This is a genomic window from Citrobacter sp. Igbk 17 (assembly GCF_028069775.1).
Lineage (GTDB): Bacteria > Pseudomonadota > Gammaproteobacteria > Enterobacterales > Enterobacteriaceae > Citrobacter.
The window spans coordinates 47,573-66,714 of the sequence record NZ_JANEWI010000028.1; the positions used below are offsets into that span (position 1 = coordinate 47,573).

The 19,142-nt window shown below is 53.0% G+C and carries 16 protein-coding genes; all 16 read right to left on the bottom strand.

What is annotated here, in order from left to right:
- The 16 genes from NNO08_RS16310 to leuO all read right to left on the bottom strand — a co-directional run bounded on the left by NNO08_RS16310 (position 1) and on the right by leuO (position 18,885).
- Positions 1-921: a D-alanine--D-alanine ligase gene (locus NNO08_RS16310; protein WP_271457105.1), complete on the bottom strand. Its 921-nt coding sequence runs from the start codon at positions 919-921 to the stop codon at positions 1-3.
- The gene (gene murC, locus NNO08_RS16315) at positions 914-2,389 is read right to left on the bottom strand and encodes a UDP-N-acetylmuramate--L-alanine ligase (protein WP_003837436.1); all 1,476 of its coding nucleotides are present in this window, start codon (positions 2,387-2,389) and stop codon (positions 914-916) included. The genes NNO08_RS16310 and murC overlap by 8 nt, the downstream gene beginning before the upstream one ends.
- A gap of 51 nt (positions 2,390-2,440) precedes the next feature.
- Positions 2,441-3,508, bottom strand: coding sequence for an undecaprenyldiphospho-muramoylpentapeptide beta-N-acetylglucosaminyltransferase (gene murG, locus NNO08_RS16320; RefSeq protein ID WP_271457106.1), 1,068 nt, complete (start codon positions 3,506-3,508; stop codon positions 2,441-2,443).
- On the bottom strand, positions 3,505-4,749 hold the full coding sequence (gene ftsW, locus NNO08_RS16325; protein WP_271440499.1) for a cell division protein FtsW: 1,245 nt from the start codon (positions 4,747-4,749) through the stop codon (positions 3,505-3,507). The genes murG and ftsW overlap by 4 nt, the downstream gene beginning before the upstream one ends.
- Positions 4,749-6,065, bottom strand: coding sequence for a UDP-N-acetylmuramoyl-L-alanine--D-glutamate ligase (gene murD / locus NNO08_RS16330; RefSeq protein WP_271440498.1), 1,317 nt, complete (start codon positions 6,063-6,065; stop codon positions 4,749-4,751). Before murD ends, ftsW begins: the two co-directional genes overlap by 1 nt.
- Positions 6,066-6,067: 2 nt before the next feature.
- Positions 6,068-7,150 (bottom strand): phospho-N-acetylmuramoyl-pentapeptide-transferase, encoded by a 1,083-nt coding sequence (mraY, locus tag NNO08_RS16335; RefSeq protein WP_137383724.1) that lies wholly within the window; start codon positions 7,148-7,150, stop codon positions 6,068-6,070.
- A complete protein-coding gene (murF, locus tag NNO08_RS16340; RefSeq protein WP_271457107.1) occupies positions 7,144-8,502 on the bottom strand; it encodes a UDP-N-acetylmuramoyl-tripeptide--D-alanyl-D-alanine ligase in 1,359 nt (452 codons plus the stop codon). The genes mraY and murF overlap by 7 nt, the downstream gene beginning before the upstream one ends.
- Complete coding sequence (gene murE / locus NNO08_RS16345) at positions 8,499-9,986, bottom strand: UDP-N-acetylmuramoyl-L-alanyl-D-glutamate--2,6-diaminopimelate ligase (RefSeq protein ID WP_271450018.1); 1,488 nt, start codon at positions 9,984-9,986, stop codon at positions 8,499-8,501. Before murE ends, murF begins: the two co-directional genes overlap by 4 nt.
- Entirely contained in the window at positions 9,973-11,739 is a 1,767-nt protein-coding gene (ftsI, locus tag NNO08_RS16350) for a peptidoglycan glycosyltransferase FtsI (RefSeq protein ID WP_271440495.1), read from the bottom strand. Before ftsI ends, murE begins: the two co-directional genes overlap by 14 nt.
- 15 nt (positions 11,740-11,754) lie before the next feature.
- A complete protein-coding gene (ftsL, locus tag NNO08_RS16355) occupies positions 11,755-12,120 on the bottom strand; it encodes a cell division protein FtsL (RefSeq protein ID WP_000625651.1) in 366 nt (121 codons plus the stop codon).
- A complete protein-coding gene (rsmH, locus tag NNO08_RS16360; protein ID WP_271440494.1) occupies positions 12,117-13,058 on the bottom strand; it encodes a 16S rRNA (cytosine(1402)-N(4))-methyltransferase RsmH in 942 nt (313 codons plus the stop codon). Before rsmH ends, ftsL begins: the two co-directional genes overlap by 4 nt.
- Before the next feature lies 1 nt (position 13,059).
- On the bottom strand, positions 13,060-13,518 hold the full coding sequence (gene mraZ, locus NNO08_RS16365; RefSeq protein ID WP_271440493.1) for a division/cell wall cluster transcriptional repressor MraZ: 459 nt from the start codon (positions 13,516-13,518) through the stop codon (positions 13,060-13,062).
- 611 nt (positions 13,519-14,129) lie between these two features.
- Positions 14,130-15,134, bottom strand: coding sequence for a catabolite repressor/activator (cra, locus tag NNO08_RS16370; protein ID WP_271450019.1), 1,005 nt, complete (start codon positions 15,132-15,134; stop codon positions 14,130-14,132).
- Between the two features lie 265 nt (positions 15,135-15,399).
- Positions 15,400-15,891, bottom strand: coding sequence for an acetolactate synthase small subunit (gene ilvN / locus NNO08_RS16375; RefSeq protein WP_003829566.1), 492 nt, complete (start codon positions 15,889-15,891; stop codon positions 15,400-15,402).
- Between the two features lie 2 nt (positions 15,892-15,893).
- On the bottom strand, positions 15,894-17,618 hold the full coding sequence (gene ilvI / locus NNO08_RS16380; RefSeq protein ID WP_271457108.1) for an acetolactate synthase 3 large subunit: 1,725 nt from the start codon (positions 17,616-17,618) through the stop codon (positions 15,894-15,896).
- A 319-nt stretch (positions 17,619-17,937) separates the two neighbouring features.
- Positions 17,938-18,885 (bottom strand): transcriptional regulator LeuO, encoded by a 948-nt coding sequence (gene leuO / locus NNO08_RS16385; protein WP_271440491.1) that lies wholly within the window; start codon positions 18,883-18,885, stop codon positions 17,938-17,940.
- Positions 18,886-19,142: the final 257 nt, after the last annotated feature.

Genomic DNA, 19,142 nt, shown 5'->3' on the forward strand with positions numbered 1-19,142 from the left:
TCAGTCCGCCAACTCCAGAATTCGTACCACCAACTGCGAGAAGCTCAGCCCCGCCTGACGCGCCGCCATCGGCACCAGGCTGTGGCTGGTCATACCCGGAGAGGTATTCGCTTCCAGCAGATAAAACTGGCCATCGCTGTCCAGCATGACGTCAATACGGCCCCAACCTTTACAGCCCAATGCGTTCCACGCTTTCAGGACTAATGCCTGTAATTCGGCCTCCTGGTCAACTTCCAGACCTGCAGGACAGAAATATTGTGTCTCATCAGACAGATACTTCGCCTCATAATCATAGAAGGTTCCCGCGGGTTGGATACGTATTGACGGTAAAATTTCTTCGCCAAGTATCGCAACTGTGAATTCCGGTCCACTGAGCCATTTTTCAATCAGTACTTCTTCATCATGCTGAAAAGCCAATGCTAATGCAGCTTGCAAAGCATTTTCTTCTTCAACTTTTGACATCCCTACGCTGGAACCTTCACGGCTTGGCTTCACAATCAACGGCAAGCCTAACGCAGAAATTCTCGTAACCACTTCATCGCTAAGTCCTTTTTCAAACTCAGCACGGGTCAATGCCACCCATGGCGCAACGGGCAATTCTGCCCCCTGCCACAGCAGTTTGCTGCGTAGTTTGTCCATTGAGATAGCCGATGCCATGACACCGCTACCGGTATAAGGCAAACCAATCTGCTCCAGCATGCCCTGTAACGTTCCGTCTTCACCACCTCGGCCGTGCAGTGCAATAAACACTTTCTGAAAACCCATCGATTTCAGAAGCGTAACGTCGACCTCTTTTGGGTCAACCGGATGTGCATCCACACCGCCTTCGCGCAAACCCGCCAGCACTGCTGCGCCAGAATTCAACGACACTTCTCGCTCTGCGGAGGTTCCCCCTAACAGGACCGCGATTTTATCAGCCATGTTGTTCTTCCTCCGGGTTTTGCGGCTTCAGTTTGATTTCAGCTAAGGAACGCGCGATTTTGCCGATATTTCCAGCGCCCTGCACCAAAATCAGATCATTACCGGTTAATACCGGTGCCAGCATTTCCGCTACCTGGGCCGGATCGGACACCAGAATAGGATCGATCTTTCCGCGACCGCGAATGGTACGGCACAGCGAACGGCTATCGGCCCCCGGAATTGCAGCTTCACCTGCGGCATACACGTCCAACATCAGCAACGCATCAACCTGTGTCAGAACGTTGGCAAAGTCGTCGTACAAATCGCGTGTACGTGTGAAGCGGTGCGGCTGGAACAACATCACCAAATTTTTGTCCGGCCAACCTGCGCGTGCGGCTTTGATCGTGGCATCGACTTCCGTTGGGTGATGTCCATAGTCATCGACCAGCATCGCCGTTCCGGCTTTACCGTTTACTGGCTCAAGCGGGAATTCACCCAGGAAGTCAAAGCGGCGTCCGGTACCCTGGAAACTTTCCAGCGCGCGCAGAATCGCGTCGTCTTCAATACCCTCTTCCGTTGCCACTGCCACGGCTGCCGCCGCGTTCAAGGCATTGTGACGACCCGGCGCGTTCAACGTCACACGCAAATCGGCCATCCCCTGACGCAGCAGCGTGAAGTGACCTTGTGGGCCAATCTGTTGATAATCTTCTACGCGAACGTCAGCATCATCGCTGAAACCATAGGTGGTGGTCTGACGCCCGACGCGCGGCAACAACTCGCGGATTACCGGATCGTCGACACACATCACCGCACGCCCATAAAACGGCAAGTTGTGCAGGAAATTAATAAACGTCTGCTTTAAATTTTCGAAGTCGCCATGGTAGGTATCCATATGGTCAGCTTCGATATTGGTGACAATCGCCACCATCGGCTGCAAATGCAGGAACGACGCATCGCTCTCATCGGCTTCCGCAATCAAATAACGGCTGTGACCCAGACGTGCATGCACACCTGCTGCCTTTACCAGACCGCCGTTCACAAAAGTCGGATCGAGGCCCGCTTCTGCATAAATACTGGAGACCATCGCAGTGGTCGTGGTTTTACCGTGGGTCCCGGCAATGGCGATGCCGTGACGAAAACGCATCAACTCTGCCAGCATCTCCGCACGGCGGATCACCGGGATACGCGCTTCATGGGCCGCAACAATTTCCGGGTTATCCGCAGAAATAGCGCTGGATACCACCACCACGCTCGCATCACGAACGTTTTCCGGGCGATGGTTGAAAAAAATCGTGGCACCCAGATTCGTCAGTTGCTGCGTAACCGGATTCGGCGCTAAGTCAGAACCGCTGATCTGATAGCCTTCATTGGCCAAAACTTCGGCAATACCGCCCATACCAGCACCACCGATGCCGACAAAGTGGATGTGCCGAACGCGACGCATTTCGGGCACGATGGAACGCAGTTTTGCCAGTTGTTGTGTATTCATTCTTTAGCCATTAACTTCTCAGTTCATGCGATGCAAAAGGCATCACCACAATTACACCCGGGCAGCCCGGCTCACTTCAGTTGCAACCCGCTCAGTGGCATCCGGTATGGATGCGGCGCGAGCACGCTCTGCCATGGTTAATAAAGTTTCTCGTGACCACCCGGACAGGGTGCTGACGACGGCATCCACAGTAAACTGCGGCTGCTCAAGAATTTTGGCTGCACCCGCTTTTTCCAGCGGCAGCGCATTCCAGTACTGTTGTCTGTCTTTATGTTGAAACGGCACGAACAGCGCGGGTAAACCTGCGGCAGCAATCTCACTCACCGTCAGTGCGCCTGAACGACAGACCACCACATCCGCCCACGCGTAAGCTGCTGCCATATCATCAATAAATTCAGTGACCTTATGCTGTGGTTGCCCCGCGTCTGCGTAAGCCTGTTCCACGGTTTGCTGCGCACCTTTACCACTCTGATGCCAGATAGTCACTGCGTCGCCAAGTTTTGCCGCGACCTGCGGCAACGTCTGGTTCAGCACACGTGCGCCCTGCGAACCACCGACAACCAGCACCCGCACCGGACCTTCACGACCAGGCAGACGTTCTTCGGGTAACGGCAGTGCAAGGACATCAGTACGCACTGGATTCCCCACCACTTCCGCATTCGGGAAAGCGCCAGGGAAGGCCTGCATCACCTTCGTCGCGATCTTCGCCAGCCATTTGTTCGTTAACCCGGCGATACCGTTCTGCTCATGCAGCACGACCGGAATACCTAACGACCAGGCCGCCAGGCCGCCAGGGCCAGACACATAGCCGCCCATGCCCAGCACCACATCGGGCTTAAACTGCTTCATGATGGCGCGGGCCTGACGCCAGGCATTAAAAATACGTACAGGTGCAGCCAGCAACGCGTTGAGGCCCTTTCCGCGCAAACCGGAGATGCGAATAAAGTCAATGTCAATGCCATGCTTCGGCACTAAGTCCGCTTCCATACGATCGGCGGTGCCCAGCCAACGAACCTGCCAGCCCTGGGCCATTAAATGGTGCGCAACCGCCAGCCCCGGGAAAACATGTCCACCGGTACCGCCTGCCATCACCATTAACCGCTTCGGTTGACCACTCATCGTGCACCTCGTGTAAACGCCTGGGCTTTTTCCAGACGCGTTTCATAATCAATACGTAACAAAAACATGATGGCTGTCGACATGATCAACAAACTCGAACCACCATAACTGATCAACGGCAGCGTCAGACCTTTCGTTGGCAGCATGCCCGCCGCCGCGCCGACGTTTACCAGAGCCTGGAAGCTAAACCAAATCCCGATAGAGCAGGCTAAGAAACCTGAAAAACGGTGGTCAATTTCCAGCGCCTTACGACCGATCGACATCGCGCGAAAAGCGACGAAGAATACCATTAAAAGAGCGAGTACCACACCGATATAACCCAGCTCCTCCCCAATAATGGCGAAGATAAAGTCGGTGTGCGCTTCCGGCAAATACTCCAGTTTTTGGACTGAATTACCCAATCCCTGGCCCCACACTTCACCGCGACCAAAAGCCATCAGAGACTGTGTCAGCTGATAGCCACTGCCAAACGGATCTTCCCAGGGATTCCAGAACGAGGTCACACGGCGAATACGGTACGGTTCGGCGAGGATCAGCAGCACGACAGCGGAAATCCCCATCCCGATGATGGCGATGAACTGCCACAATTTGGCACCAGCCAAAAACAGCATCGCCAGCGTCGTGACGAACAGCACGACCACTGTGCCCAGGTCAGGCTGCGCCAGCAGCAGCACGGCCAGAACCAGAATCACACCCATCGGCTTTAAGAAGCCGCGCAGGTTGTTACGCACCTCATCCACCTTACGCACCAGGTAGTTGGCGAGATAACAGAACAACGACAGCTTGGTAAACTCCGCAGGCTGAATACGCAGTGGCCCCAGCGCAATCCAGCGCGATGCCCCGTTAACCGAGCTGCCTACAACCAGAACGATCAGCAGCATGATGATCGACGCGATCAGCATGGTGGTGCTGTACTTTTGCCAGAACTCCATCGGCAGGCGCAGGGTAATCATCGCCAGACAGAACGCCAGAAAAATATACAGTGCGTCACGCTTAGCAAACAGGAATGGATCGCCTGCCAGACGCTGCCCAACGGGCATTGACGCCGATGTCACCATGATAAAACCGATCGCTGCCAGACCAAACGTCAACCACAACAGCATGCGGTCGTACATGATCAGGCTGTCCGCGTCTTTCTCACGCGAAGCCATCACCCAGCCTTTAAGTGCCGCAAAGACCCACGCCAGGATTCCGAGTCCCGGTACGCGCGGCAGTTTCAGACGAGGGAGAGATAATCGCATCAACCCAACTCCTTCGCCAGGTGGGTAAAGACGTCGCCACGTTGCTCAAAATTCTTGAACTGATCGAGACTGGCACAGGCGGGAGACAGTAGTACCATGTCGCCCGGTTTAACACGCGGGGCGAGCAGACGCATCGCCTGTTCCATGGTTTCTGTTTGTTCCGCCACTTCCGGTCGCAGCGCGGCAAGCTGCGCACCATCACGGCCAAAGCAGTACAGTCGTATGCGATCGCCACTCAGGTAACGGCTTAACGGAGAAAAATCGGCTGATTTCCCATCGCCGCCCAACAGCAGGTGCAGAGTACCCTCAACGTGCAGCCCATTCAGCGCGGCTTCAGTGCTGCCGACATTGGTCGCTTTTGAATCGTTGATCCAACGCACACCGTTATGATTCAGTACCAGTTGGAAACGATGCGCCAGGCCGGTAAAGGTAGTCAATGCTTTCAGGCTGGATGCCCGCGGCAGACCCGCAGCATCCGCCAGCGCTAACGCTGCCAGCGCATTGGTGTAGTTATGTTGACCGGAAAGGGTCATCTCTTTCACGTTCAATACTTTTTCACCCTTCACCCGCAGCCAGGTTTCACCCTGCTGGCGGTTAAGGTGATAGTCACCCATATTGATGCCAAAGCTCACACAACGCTCATCGGCACCGCGAACCGGCATAGTTAACGCATCATCCGCATTGACTACGCACACTTTCGCATTCTCATAAACGCGCAGTTTGGCTGCACGGTACTGCTGCAGTCCAAACGGATAACGGTCCATGTGATCTTCAGTGACGTTCAAAATGGTTGCCGCGACAGCCCGTAAGCTGGAGGTCGTCTCCAGTTGGAAGCTGGACAATTCCAGAACATACAACTCGCGCTCAGCGTCCAGCAACATCAGTGCAGGCAGGCCGATATTACCGCCTACACCGACGTTTACTCCGGCCGCTTTCGCCATTTCACCAACCAGCGTCGTGACGGTACTTTTACCGTTTGAACCGGTGATCGCGACAATGGGGGCCTGTGCTTCGCGGCAGAACAGTTCGATGTCACCGACAATCTCAATTCCCGCATCTGCGGCAGCGCTCAGCGAAGGGTGCGCCAGGGCAATACCAGGGCTGGCGACGATTAAATCAGCGGCCAACAGCCAGTCATCATTCAGGCTGCCAACATGATGCTCAACCGCTTCCGGTAATTTATCCAGGCCTGGCGGCGTCGCGCGGGTATCCATGACGCGCGGCGTGACGCCACGTGCCAGAAAGAAATCCACGCAGGACAATCCGGTCAAACCCAGACCGATAATGACGACTTTTTTACCCTGGTAATCAGCCATGATTAACGTACCTTCAGCGTTGCCAGGCCAATCAGGACCAGCATCAGCGAAATAATCCAGAAACGCACAATCACACGCGGTTCCGGCCAACCTTTCAGTTCATAGTGGTGATGAATAGGCGCCATACGGAAAATACGCTGTCCGCGCAGCTTAAAGGAACCCACCTGCAGAATGACCGACAGGGTTTCCACCACAAATACGCCGCCCATGATCACCAGCAGGAATTCCTGACGCAACAGCACGGCAATAATGCCCAGTGCGCCACCCAGAGCCAGTGAACCGACGTCGCCCATAAAGACCTGTGCCGGATAAGTGTTAAACCACAGGAAGCCCAAACCTGCGCCGACAATCGCCGTACAGACGATAACCAGTTCGCCGGCGTGGCGCAGATAAGGAATATGCAGGTAGTTGGCGAAGTTCATGTTACCGGTCGCCCATGCAACCAGTGCAAAACCGGCGGCTACAAACACGGTTGGCATAATCGCCAGGCCATCGAGGCCGTCGGTCAGGTTGACCGCGTTGCCGGTACCGACAATCACGAAGTACGCCAGCAGGATGTAGAACAGCCCCAGTTGCGGCATGACATCTTTAAAGAATGGCACCACCAGTTCAGTTGCCGGGGTGTCTTTTCCTGCCAGATACAGCGCAAACGCGACCCCTAATGCAATGACCGACATCCAGAAATACTTCCAGCGCGCGATCAGGCCCTTGGTGTCTTTGCGCACCACTTTGCGGTAGTCATCGACAAAACCGATAATACCGTAGCCAACCAGCACCACCAGCACGCACCACACGTACGGGTTGGATGGGTAGGCCCACAGCAGTACGGAGATAACAATCGCAGTGAGGATCATGATGCCGCCCATGGTCGGCGTACCGCGTTTACTAAAGTGTGATTCCGGGCCGTCGTTACGTACGACCTGGCCAAAGGACATTTTTTGCAAGCGGGCGATCATGCGCGGGCCCATCCACAATGAGATGAACAGCGCGGTCAGCAGGCTGACGATGGCGCGAAACGTCAGATAGGAAAAGACGTTGAAGCCGGAATAATATTTGACCAAATGTTCGGCCAGCCAAACTAACATGTTCCATTCTCCTGTAATGCGCGTACTACCTCTTCCATGGCGGCACTACGTGAACCCTTCACTAAAATCGTCATAATCTGATGTTCTGCAATCAGTGTCTTAAGATGCGCGGCCAACGCGGTTTTATCCGCAAAATGCTCGCCAACGCCGCTGGCATGGCTAATTGCCTGACTCAGTTTCCCTGTACTCAGCACGCGGTCGATACCTGCAACCTTTGCAGCCTCACCTACCTGTACGTGGCAGGCTTCGCTTTCCGCGCCAAGCTCTGCCATATCGCCAACCACCAGCACGCGGTAGCCGGGCATTTCGGACAGCACCTGTACCGCTGCGGTCATTGAGCCGACGTTAGCGTTGTAGGAGTCGTCCAGCAGCAGCTGATTTTCTGCCAGTTGAACCGGGAACAGACGCCCCGGCACCGCTTGCAGATCCTTCAGACCCGCTTTCACGGCATCTGGCGTTGCGCCAACCGCCATAGATAGCGCTGCCGCCGCCAGGGCGTTAGCAATATTGTGACGACCCGGCAGGGGCAGCAGAACATCAATGCTTCCGGTTGGCGTTTGCAGCGAAAACTCTGTGCCGTGTGAGGTCACATGAACGTTAGCCGCCGAAAAGTCGCTGTTAGCCGCATTCGGCGAGAAGCGCCAGACTTTGCGATCGCCGATGATGCTCTGCCAGTTCAACCAGTCGTTGTTGTCGGCATTCATAATGGCGACACCGTTCGCTGACAGGCCGGTAAAAATCTCACCTTTTGCCTTCGCCACACCTGCCAGAGAGCCGAAGCCTTCCAGATGCGCGGCGGCCAGGTTGTTCACCAGCGCCGCTTCCGGGCGCGTCAGGCCAACGGTCCAGGCGATTTCGCCCTGATGATTCGCGCCAAGCTCAATCACGGCATAGTCGTAATCGTTGTTTAAGCGCAGCAGCGTCATCGGGACGCCGATGTCGTTATTCAGGTTGCCCGCGGTATACAGGGTGTTACCACACTGGCTCAGAATGGATGCCGTCATCTCTTTGACGGACGTTTTACCGGACGAGCCGGTAAGCGCCACCACACGAGCCGGAACCTGAGCGCGAACCCATGCAGCCAGCTCGCCAAATGCCAGACGCGTATCTTTTACAATCAGCTGCGGAAGGTCGGTATCCAGTGCACGGTTTACCAGCAGTGCGCCCGCGCCATTCTCTTTTGCAGTGTCAGTAAAGTCATGGGCATCGAAGCGTTCACCTTTCAGTGCGACGAACAAACAGCCTGGCGTGACTTTACGCGTATCGGTCGTGACCGCATCGAGGGTCAGATCGCCCCCTTTCAGTTCGCCACCGAGGATTTCCGCCAGTTGGCTGAGCGTTACGCTAATCATGCGATAACCCCCAGCAGACGTGCTGCCGTCACGCGATCGGAGTAGTCGAGACGCTGGGCGCCGACAATCTGGTAATCTTCATGGCCTTTGCCAGCGACCAGCACCACGTCATTTTCTTTTGCCTGCATGATGGCGCTAGTGACCGCTTCAGCACGGCCTTCCATTACTTTTGCCTGCCCGGCATCCAGCATACCCGCCAGAATGTCATTGATAATGGCGCGAGGCTCTTCGGTGCGTGGGTTATCATCCGTAACCACAACGACATCAGCAAACTGCTCTGCAATGGCCCCCATCAACGGACGCTTGCCTTTGTCGCGATCGCCGCCGCAGCCAAAGACGCACCACAGCTTGCCGGTGCAATGCAGACGGGCCGCCTGCAGCGCTTTTTCCAGCGCATCCGGCGTATGAGCATAATCAACCACAACGGTGGTTTTGCCCGGCGCGCTAAACACTTCCATGCGCCCGCAGACCGGCTGCAGCTGTGCCGCCGTTTTCAGTAAATCAGTTAACGGATACCCCAACGCCAGCAGTGTGGCCAGCGCCAGCAGCAAATTGCTGACGTTAAACGCCCCCATCAGGCGGCTTTCAATTTCCCCTTCTCCCCAGGTGGAGGCAAAGCGAATCGTTGCGCCGCTATCGTGATAGTTCACCTCAACGGCTTTCAGCCAACGACCGTGGCAGTTGGGATTGATATGGTCTTCCATCGAGACAGCTACCGCATCCGGCAGCTTCGCCAGCCAGCGGCGACCCACTTCGTCATCCGCATTGACGATAGCCTGCCCACAGTGGTGCGTGGAATACAGCAACCACTTCGCGGCTTCGTAGTGTTCCATATCGCCGTGATAATCGAGATGGTCACGGCTTAAGTTGGTAAATACTGAGGCCGCAAATTTCAGCGCCGCCACGCGGTGCTGAACCAGGCCATGCGATGAAACCTCCATCGCGCCAAAGGTCGCGCCCTGTTCAACCAGTCCCGCCAGCACATGCTGAACGTCAACGGCGGACCCAGTGGTATTTTCCGTCGGGATCACTTTACCCAGCAGGCCATTACCTACCGTTCCCATTACCGCACTGGTTTCGCCAAGCAGTTGGCTCCACTGTGCAAGCAATTGGGTGGTGGTGGTTTTACCGTTCGTTCCGGTCACACCGACCAGACGCATATTTTCAGATGGCTCGTGGTAAAAGCGGCCTGCCAGTGCAGATAAGCGTTCGTTAAGCTGGCTGAGATAGATGACCGGAACGCCGTGCATTTCACGGATTTCGCCGTCTGCGGCCTCATCTTTTGCCTCTGCAATAATGGCAGCCACACCTTGCGCTATCGCCTGCGGGATATATCGACGCCCGTCCGCCTGATGACCCACTACTGCGACAAAGAGATCGCCCGATGCAGCCACACGGCTGTCGAGTGTCATCTCTCGCAGTGCTCGCTCCGGTGCACCCGGCACCCATGGAGCAAGAAGGTCGCGCAAATTACGATCTGCCACCTGTTGCCTCGCCTTGATTATTCACAAATTCATTTTTATCGCCCGTTGTCAGCGCATCCGGTTCGATGTTCATGGTGCGCAGTACGCCGCCCATGATGGCACCGAAGACCGGCGCGGAAACGGCGCCACCGTAATATTTACCCGCCTGCGGATCGTTGATAACAACAACCAGCGCGAAGCGCGGCTGACTCGCAGGCGCAACGCCTGCGGTATAAGCAATGTATTTATTGATATAGCGGCCATCTGGCCCGACTTTTTTCGCCGTACCGGTTTTAATCGCGATGCGATAGCCTTTAATCGCCGCCTTCACGCCGCCACCACCCGGCAGCGCCACGCTTTCCATCATGTGCACCACAGTGCGTACGGTCGACTCCGGGAAGATACGCTCGCCCGGAACAGGAGGGTCAACTTTAGTAATCGACAGTGGGCGATAAACGCCATAGCTGCCGATAGTTGCGTAGACTCGCGCTAACTGTAACGGGGTTACCATTAGCCCATAGCCGAAAGAGAAGGTGGCCCTCTCTATGTCAGACCACCGTTGTTTTTGAGGATATAAGCCACTGCGTTCTCCGACCAACCCCAAATTGGTCGCTTTTCCCAGCCCAAAACGTGAGTAAGTATCTACTAACGCTGAGGACGGCATCGCTAACGCCAGTTTGGAAACACCGACGTTACTCGACTTCTGCAAAACCCCGGTAAGGGTCAATTCGCTATAACGCGCCACGTCTTTAATTTCGTGACCATTAATTCGGTAAGGAATGGTGTTAAGTACGGTATTTTCACGTACCACGCCACGCTGCAGCGCGGTCATCACCACCATCGGTTTAACGGTAGAACCCGGCTCGAAGACGTCGGTAATGGTACGGTTACGCATTGCGTCTTTCGGCGTACCGGTGAGATTATTAGGGTTGTAAGACGGGCTGTTCGCCATCGCCAGCACTTCACCGGTATTAACATCCACCAGAACCGCACTACCTGACTCCGCCTTGTTAAACGCTACGGCGTTGTTCAGTTCACGGTAGACCAGCGCCTGTAAACGCTCATCAATACTCAGCGCAAGGTTATGCGCCGCCTGGCTGTCGGTAGAGGAAATATCCTCGATGACGCGGCCATAGCGGTCTTTACGTACAATACGTTCGCCCGGTTGTCCGGTGAGCCATTTGTCGAAGCTTTTTTCAACGCCTTCAATCCCCTGGCTGTCAACGTTGGTAAAACCAATGAGGTGAGCGGTCACTTCTCCGGAAGGATAGTAACGGCGGGATTCTTCGCGCAGATGAATACCTGGCAGCTTCAGTTTCTTGATGTAGTCGGCCATGTCAGGGTTTACCTGACGCGCAAGATAAATAAAGCGCCCTTTCGGGTTGGCATTAATTCTGCTGGCCAACTGGTCAAGTGGCAGGTTCAACGCGGTTGAAAGTGCTCTCCAGCGCTCGCCAACGCTCACACCGCCTGCGTCATGAACTTCTTTTGGGTCAGCCCAAATCGCCTTAACGGGAACACTCACCGCCAGCGGACGACCTAAACGATCGGTTATCATACCGCGCGATGTGGCAACTTCCTGTACGCGCAGGGAACGCATATCGCCCTGGCGCACCAGCATGTCTGGCGCGATGATTTGCAGCCAGGCAACACGCCCCAGCAAGAAACCCAGCGCCAGCAAAATACAGCCGCACAGTAACGCAAAACGCCAACTGACAAAGTTGGCTTGTTCTTCCTGACGTTTTGGTTTGTGCGTTTTTGCCGCTGCTTTCATGCGTCGCGTTTATCCTTATTTTTGTACTACGATATTTTCTTGTGAGGGATCAACATGCTGCATTTGCAGCTTTTCCGTTGCGATCCGTTCAACACGGCTATGATCACCGAGCGCGTTCTCCTCAAGGATCAAGTTACGCCATTCGATATCCAGCGCATCTCGTTCCAGAACCAACTGCTCACGCTGCGCGGTCAGTAACCGTGTATGGTGTGCGGTTGTCACGACAGTAACCGCCGTCAAAATAATGCAAATGAACAGGCAGAGTGGCAGCTTCCCAAACCGCAAAAGATCGTCACCGATCACGCCAGGCAAAGCATGGCGCTCGTTGCTTCCTATCGATCCTTTAACTTTGCTGAGGGCTTCTGTCACTCTGCTGATCATGCGTTCGTCCTCTCTGCAATACGCAGAACTGAACTACGGGCACGAGGATTTTCAGCTACCTCTTCTTCACCCGGCATCAACTTGCCTAGTGCTCTCAACTCACGACCGCCCAGTTTTTTGATCTGCGCTTCTGTCATCGGTATTCCAGCCGGAACCTGAGGACCGCGGCTTTGTTCACGCATAAAGCGCTTCACAATGCGATCTTCGAGTGAATGGAAACTAATGATCGAAAGGCGACCACCTGGTGCCAGCACGCTGAGCGAGCTTTTTAGCGCCTGCTCTATCTCCTCCAGTTCACTGTTTACCCAAATACGCACCGCCTGGAAGGTACGGGTCGCGGGATGTTTGAATTTGTCTTTTACCGGCATTGCCGCTGCAATGACTTCCGCCAGTTCTTTGGTACGGGTCATCGGTTCTATGCGGTTGCGCTCCACGATGGCGCGGGCAATACGTTTGCCGAAGCGCTCCTCGCCAAAGGTTTTAATCACCCAAGCGATATCAGCTTCATCGGCGGTTTGCAGCCATTCAGCGGCAGACTGACCGCGCGTAGGGTCCATACGCATATCTAGCGGACCGTCACGCATGAATGAAAAGCCGCGTTCGGCATCATCAAGCTGCGGAGAAGACACGCCAAGATCAAGGAGGATTCCATCGATCTTGCCGGTAAGTCCACGCTCGGCTACATACTCAGCCAGCGCAGAAAAAGGTCCATGAATGATGGAGAAACGGGGATCGGTAATCGTCTGGGCAACGGCAATAGCCTGCGGATCGCGATCGATTGCCAGTAAACGTCCCTCTTCACCAAGCTGTGAGAGGATCAGACGTGAATGACCACCGCGACCAAATGTCCCGTCAATGTAGATGCCGTCTGGACGAATATTCAGGCCATTTACAGCTTCATCCAGCAACACCGTGGTGTGTTTATAATTTTCCATCATCTTATAGAGACAAGTCCTGCAATCGTTCCGACAGCGCGCCGGTCACAGACTGCTCAGCGTCGATATCTTCCTTGACCTGTTGATACCAGGTCGTTTCATCCCACAGCTCAAACTTATTGAACTGCCCAACCAGCATCACTTCTTTTGTCAGTCCCGCGTGTTGTCGCAGAATGGGCGCAATCAATAAGCGACCGGCGTTATCCATCTGACATTCGCTGGCATGCCCCAACAATAAGCGTTGTACGCGACGCTCAGCCGGATTCATGCTCGACAGGCGAGATAGCTTCTGCTCGATAACTTCCCATTCAGGCAGGGGGTACAGCAGCAGGCACGGGTGATGGATGTCAATGGTACAAACCATTTGACCGGTAGCGCTCTCAAGCAGTTGATCCCGATAACGGGTAGGCACCGATAAGCGCCCTTTACTGTCGAGATTAACTAACGTTGCTCCCCGGAACATGCCAGTCTCACCCCCAATTACCACTTTATCCCACAAAATCCCACTTAAAGGAGTTTACGGAGCGGAGGAAAACCTTGTCAAGCAAGTCACGGCGCTCAGCGGAGCAAAAAACCCAATGTTTACGGCTAATATCAGCGTTGAGCAAATTTCATACAGCGAACGAAGCAAATTAACGTCATGAATATTTGTAAGAAAAAAATCCAACAACTCATCATTGTTTAAAACAACTCAATATCAACCGAGGAAAATATAAAGTGTCAGTTTGCGACGCGAGCGGCATTTTAGGACAATATGCGGCGAGATAACAGTACCAGTTCATCGGTCTGTACGGCCCGTACGGCCAAGGAAGGCGAGAGATTGCCGCAATTCGGCGGCAAAGTGTTTGTTAATTCGGCAAATCCACACAAGCATGTAACAAAATAATACAAACGTAACGCGTCGTTACGTATCAATAACCCAAAAAAGGATAGTTGCATTTTTAAATTAGGATAATTAAAGAATGAATTTCAGATAATTCTAAAGAATATTCTTAAATATAATGCGGTTATTTCTGAGAATAAAATAGTTGATGGCATCGAAGCATTCTCTCCAATGCCATCAATAGCAGCCACTTAGGTACGGCTAAGGATGCCGCGGCGATACAGATTACGCCGAATGCGCGTTAATCCTGGTTTTGGTTTACGCGGTTCATCAAGGCTTGCAAGGACGATCTCCAGCACACGTTCAGCCACATCACGGTGGCGCTGTGCTACTGCCAACACCGGGCATTGCAGGAAGTCGAGCAGTTCATGATCGCCAAAGGTCGCAATGGCTAAATCAGACGGCAGTTGCCCATCACGACGCAAAGTCACATCCATCACCCCTTGCAATAGCGCAAATGAGGTGGTGAACAGCGCCTGAGGCATCGGATGCGTTTCCAGCCATTTATCAAACAGCTGTGCTGCTGCCTCCCGTTCATAGCTATTGGCATACAGGAAGTGCACTTCACGCGGATCGTCTTTCCACGCGGTACGGAAACCCTGTTCACGCAGGAAACTGACCGATAATTCAGGGAGCGCCCCCAGGTAGAGCACAGTTTCAGCAGGGAATTTACGCAATTCCTCCGCCAGCATTTGGGCATCATCCTGATCTGCACCGACAACACTGGTGAAGTGTTCACGATCCAGCGCACGATCCAGCGCGACAATCGGGAATGAACTGTTCGCCCAACGCTGATAGAACGGATGTTCTGGCGGTAATGAGGTAGATACAATAATAGCGTCAACCTGACGCTGTAAAAGATGCTCAATACAGCGCATTTCGTTATCTGGCTGATCTTCAGAGCAGGCAATCAGCAGTTGATACCCACGCTGACGCGCCTGACGTTCCAGGTAGTTTGCAATGCGGGTATAACTCGTATTCTCCAGGTCCGGGATTACCAACCCGATAGAACGTGTGCGTCCAGCACGGAGCCCGGCCGCCACAGCATTGGGGTGGTAATTATGTTCACGCACCACCGCCATGACTTTTTCGACCGTTTTGTCGCTTACGCGGTATTGCTTTGCTTTGCCATTAATAACGTAGCTTGCAGTCGTTCGCGAAACGCCGGCCAACCGAGCGATTTCATCCAGTTTCACAATTGCCCCTTGCGTAAAATGTACAAACCATAACCTTTAAGATGGCATGGGTTAAATTTATTAACATCTAAGCGCAGAATAATGACTGCGGCAACCGCTTTTGTCTCTGGTTACTGCTGATTTCGCAAAAAAAAAGCGCAACAGGTAGCATCAGCGAAAACGGGTACGTTACCTGTAGGCCGGATAAGGCGTTTACGCCGCCATCCGGCATGACCTCCACGAGGATGCCTGATGGCGCTGTGCTTATCAGGCCTACCGTCGACTATTAACGCATGATTTTATCACCTCGGGAGAGTCCCACCACACCGGAACGGGCCACCTCTACAATCTTGGCGACTTCACGCAGTGTTGCCAGGAAAGCGTCCAGTTTGTCACTGGTTCCCGCCAACTGCACCGTGTAAATAGACGGCGTGACATCGATAATCTGTCCACGGAAAATTTCCGTGTTTCGTTTCACCTCTTCCCGGCCATAACCACTGGCCTGAATCTTCACCAGCATGATTTCTCGTTCAACGTGAGCACCCTGCCCTAACTCACTCACCCGCAGGACATCCACCAGCTTGTGCAGCTGCTTTTCAATTTGCTCAAGGACCTTTTCATCGCCCACGGTCTGAATCGTCATCCGCGATAAGGTCGGATCGTCAGTCGGCGCGACGGTTAGGCTTTCAATGTTGTAACCTCGCTGGGCAAAGAGGCCTATCACGCGCGATAATGCCCCAGACTCATTTTCCAGTAATACTGATAATATCCGGCGCATAGTCAGGTCCTCTCCGTTTTGCTTAACCACATCTCATCCATACCACCACCCCGAATTTGCATCGGGTAGACATGCTCACTGCCATCGACGGTGACATCAACAAATACCAGCCGGTGGTTGCGCACATGTTCCAGTGCTTCACCCAGTTTGCTTTCCAGCTCATCCGGATGATTTATCTGGATACCAATATGCCCATAGGCTTCAGCAAGACGGACAAAATCGGGTAGCGACTGCATATAAGACTGCGAATGACGCCCGGAATAGATCATGTCCTGCCACTGTTTCACCATACCGAGATAGCGGTTGTTAAGGTTGAGTACCAGCACCGGCAGCTCATATTGCAGCGCCGTCGACAGCTCCTGGATATTCATCTGAATACTGCCATCACCGGTAACGCAGACTACCGTTTCATTCGGCAGTGCCATCTTCACCCCTAACGCGGCAGGTAAACCGAATCCCATGGTGCCAAGGCCGCCTGAGTTAATCCAACGACGAGGTTTATCAAACGGATAGTAAAGTGCAGCAAACATCTGGTGCTGGCCCACATCCGAAGTGACATACGCATCACCTTTCGTCAGACGCCAGATGGTTTCAATGACAGCCTGCGGTTTAATGCTCTCACTTTGGGTGTCATATTTCAGGCACTGGCGGGCACGCCAGTGCTCAATCTGTTGCCACCAGTCACGGTTATCATCCAGCGGTTGCTGTGATTTTTCCTGTGGCAGCAGCTCTAACATCTGCTCAAGCACCAGGCGAGCATCGCCAACGATTGGAATATCCGCAGTGACGGTTTTTGAAATAGAGGTGGGGTCGATATCGATATGTAACACGGTCGCATTCGGGCAATACTTTGCCAGATTATTGGTCGTACGATCGTCAAAGCGAACGCCGACCGCAAATATCACATCCGAATGATGCATGGTCATATTCGCTTCATAAGTACCGTGCATGCCCAACATGCCCAGCGCCTGACGATGCGTTGCCGGAAATGCGCCTAACCCCATCAACGAGGAAACGACAGGCAGGTTCAGGGCTTGTGCAATCTGGCCCAGTTGCTCGTGGCAGGCCGCATTCACTGCACCACCACCAACATAAACCACCGGTTTTTTAGCCGCCACCAGCGTTTGCAGCGCCCGTTTGATCTGTCCCTTGTGCCCTGTCGTCGTCGGATTATACGAGCGCATACTTACTGATTCAGGCCAGCTATAAGGCAATTTCTTCGCAGGATTCAGGATATCTTTCGGCAAATCCACAACTACAGGACCGGGGCGACCGCTTGCAGCCAGCCAAAAGGCTTTCTTCAGCACCTGAGGTATATCTTCCGTTTGCTTGACCAGAAAGCTGTGCTTCACCACCGGACGGGATATCCCCACCATATCGCACTCCTGAAAGGCATCGTAGCCAATCAGAGAGGTAGCCACCTGCCCGGAGAGGATCACCAGCGGGATGGAGTCCATGTACGCCGTTGCGATCCCCGTGATCGCATTGGTTGCACCCGGCCCTGAGGTGACCAACACAACGCCCACTTCCCCCGTGGCACGTGCCAGACCATCGGCCATATGGACCGCGGCTTGCTCATGGCGGACCAGCACATGATCAATACCACCGACCGTATGCAAAGCATCATAAATATCGAGGACTGCGCCCCCGGGATACCCGAATACCTGCTTCACACCCTGATCGATGAGCGATCGGACGACCATCTCGGCTCCAGACAACATCTCCATGGCTTGCCTCCACTCTTATAATGAATAACGGTTTAACAACACATTAACCGCTGACGATAAGGCATGGCAATTGACACCGAAGTGGTGGTGTAACCGCGGATAAGAATAAAACGGAGGAAAGAATCGAATAAACGGAGAATTAAACCAGTATAAGCAAATGAAATGACAAATAATCGCTTAAAAATGGGCACTTACAGCGATTACTCTAATTTTTCACCCTCACAGGAAAAAATCAAAAGCAGATTTCAGCATAAAATTTTAAATAAAAATAAAAAAGCAGAATAAACCAGATGTTTCATCGGATTTACCCTGCCATAGGTCACTGCTTACAAATGGAGACTAACAGCTCTTCCATCCATTGATGCCCTTTATCCCGACCAGCGGCTTCATGCCAGGAAAGATAGCAAGTCCGGCTATTCAATTTTAAAGGTAGCGGTAATATTTGCAGTTCTAAAGCCTCGGAGAACTCTTCAGCTAACCAGCGTGGCGCAATAGAAACCAAATGAGTTTGAGATACAATATTCAGCACACTGATTAATGCCATTCCCTGATAAGCAACGCAGGTTTGTTTATCCTGAGTGTCATACCAGGGTTGACTGAATGACGCAAAGCGATCGAGAGAAACTACGGCATGCTGTTCATTATAGACATCACTTTCCAGCAATGGACCGCTAATGCGCGGGTGTTTTTTACTTGCGACTAACACCATCTCATCATTGAATAACGGAATACTGGTGAATTCAGGACGGCGGAATTCTTCATAACTAATAACGAATTCTGTTTCCTGATATCGTAATTGATGTTCTGTATTTTGGTTGAGCGATGATTTAAATACGACATGAATATTAGGTGCAACTTGCTCAACGCGATTGTAAATCAAGGACGTGAGGATATTATCCAATGGGCTACAGACGCAGAGATTAAATACTCGTGAGCTGCTGGCAGGTTCAAAACCGGACCCTGGCAGTTCATTCTGCACCAATTGCAGTGCCTGACGAACAGAGCCAAATAGCTGAAAAGCCCGTGCTGTTGGCTGGATGCCTCGGCCATAGCGCACAAAGAGCTCATCATTAAACATAACCTTCAGACGTGCGACTGCGTTGCTGACTGCAGGCTGCGACATGCCCAGAGAATGCGCTGCGCGAGTAATATTCTGTTCTTGCATCACCGCGTCAAAAACGGTTAATAAATTAAGGTCAACCATGCGCAGCTGCGGCTTCCCCATCTCTAAAAGATTAGGTTTATCTATTATTTTTACTTCTGGCATATTTAACTCCACTGTCACTCTAAACTCCCTTTTCCCAGACGGAGCTCAGAAATAACCTCCGCTAATATGATTTACCATGCATATAAAATAAGAAAAAGGGAAAGCATTAAAATTAGGAAAACATAAAGGCCCTGACCTGAATTAACAAAAACCAATACGAGCGCAGTGTGGCAGAGGTCACTGCACGATGATTCATACGTTTAAATGTCGAAAACAATATAACCATAACCATGGCGAATATACAATCATGCACTAAG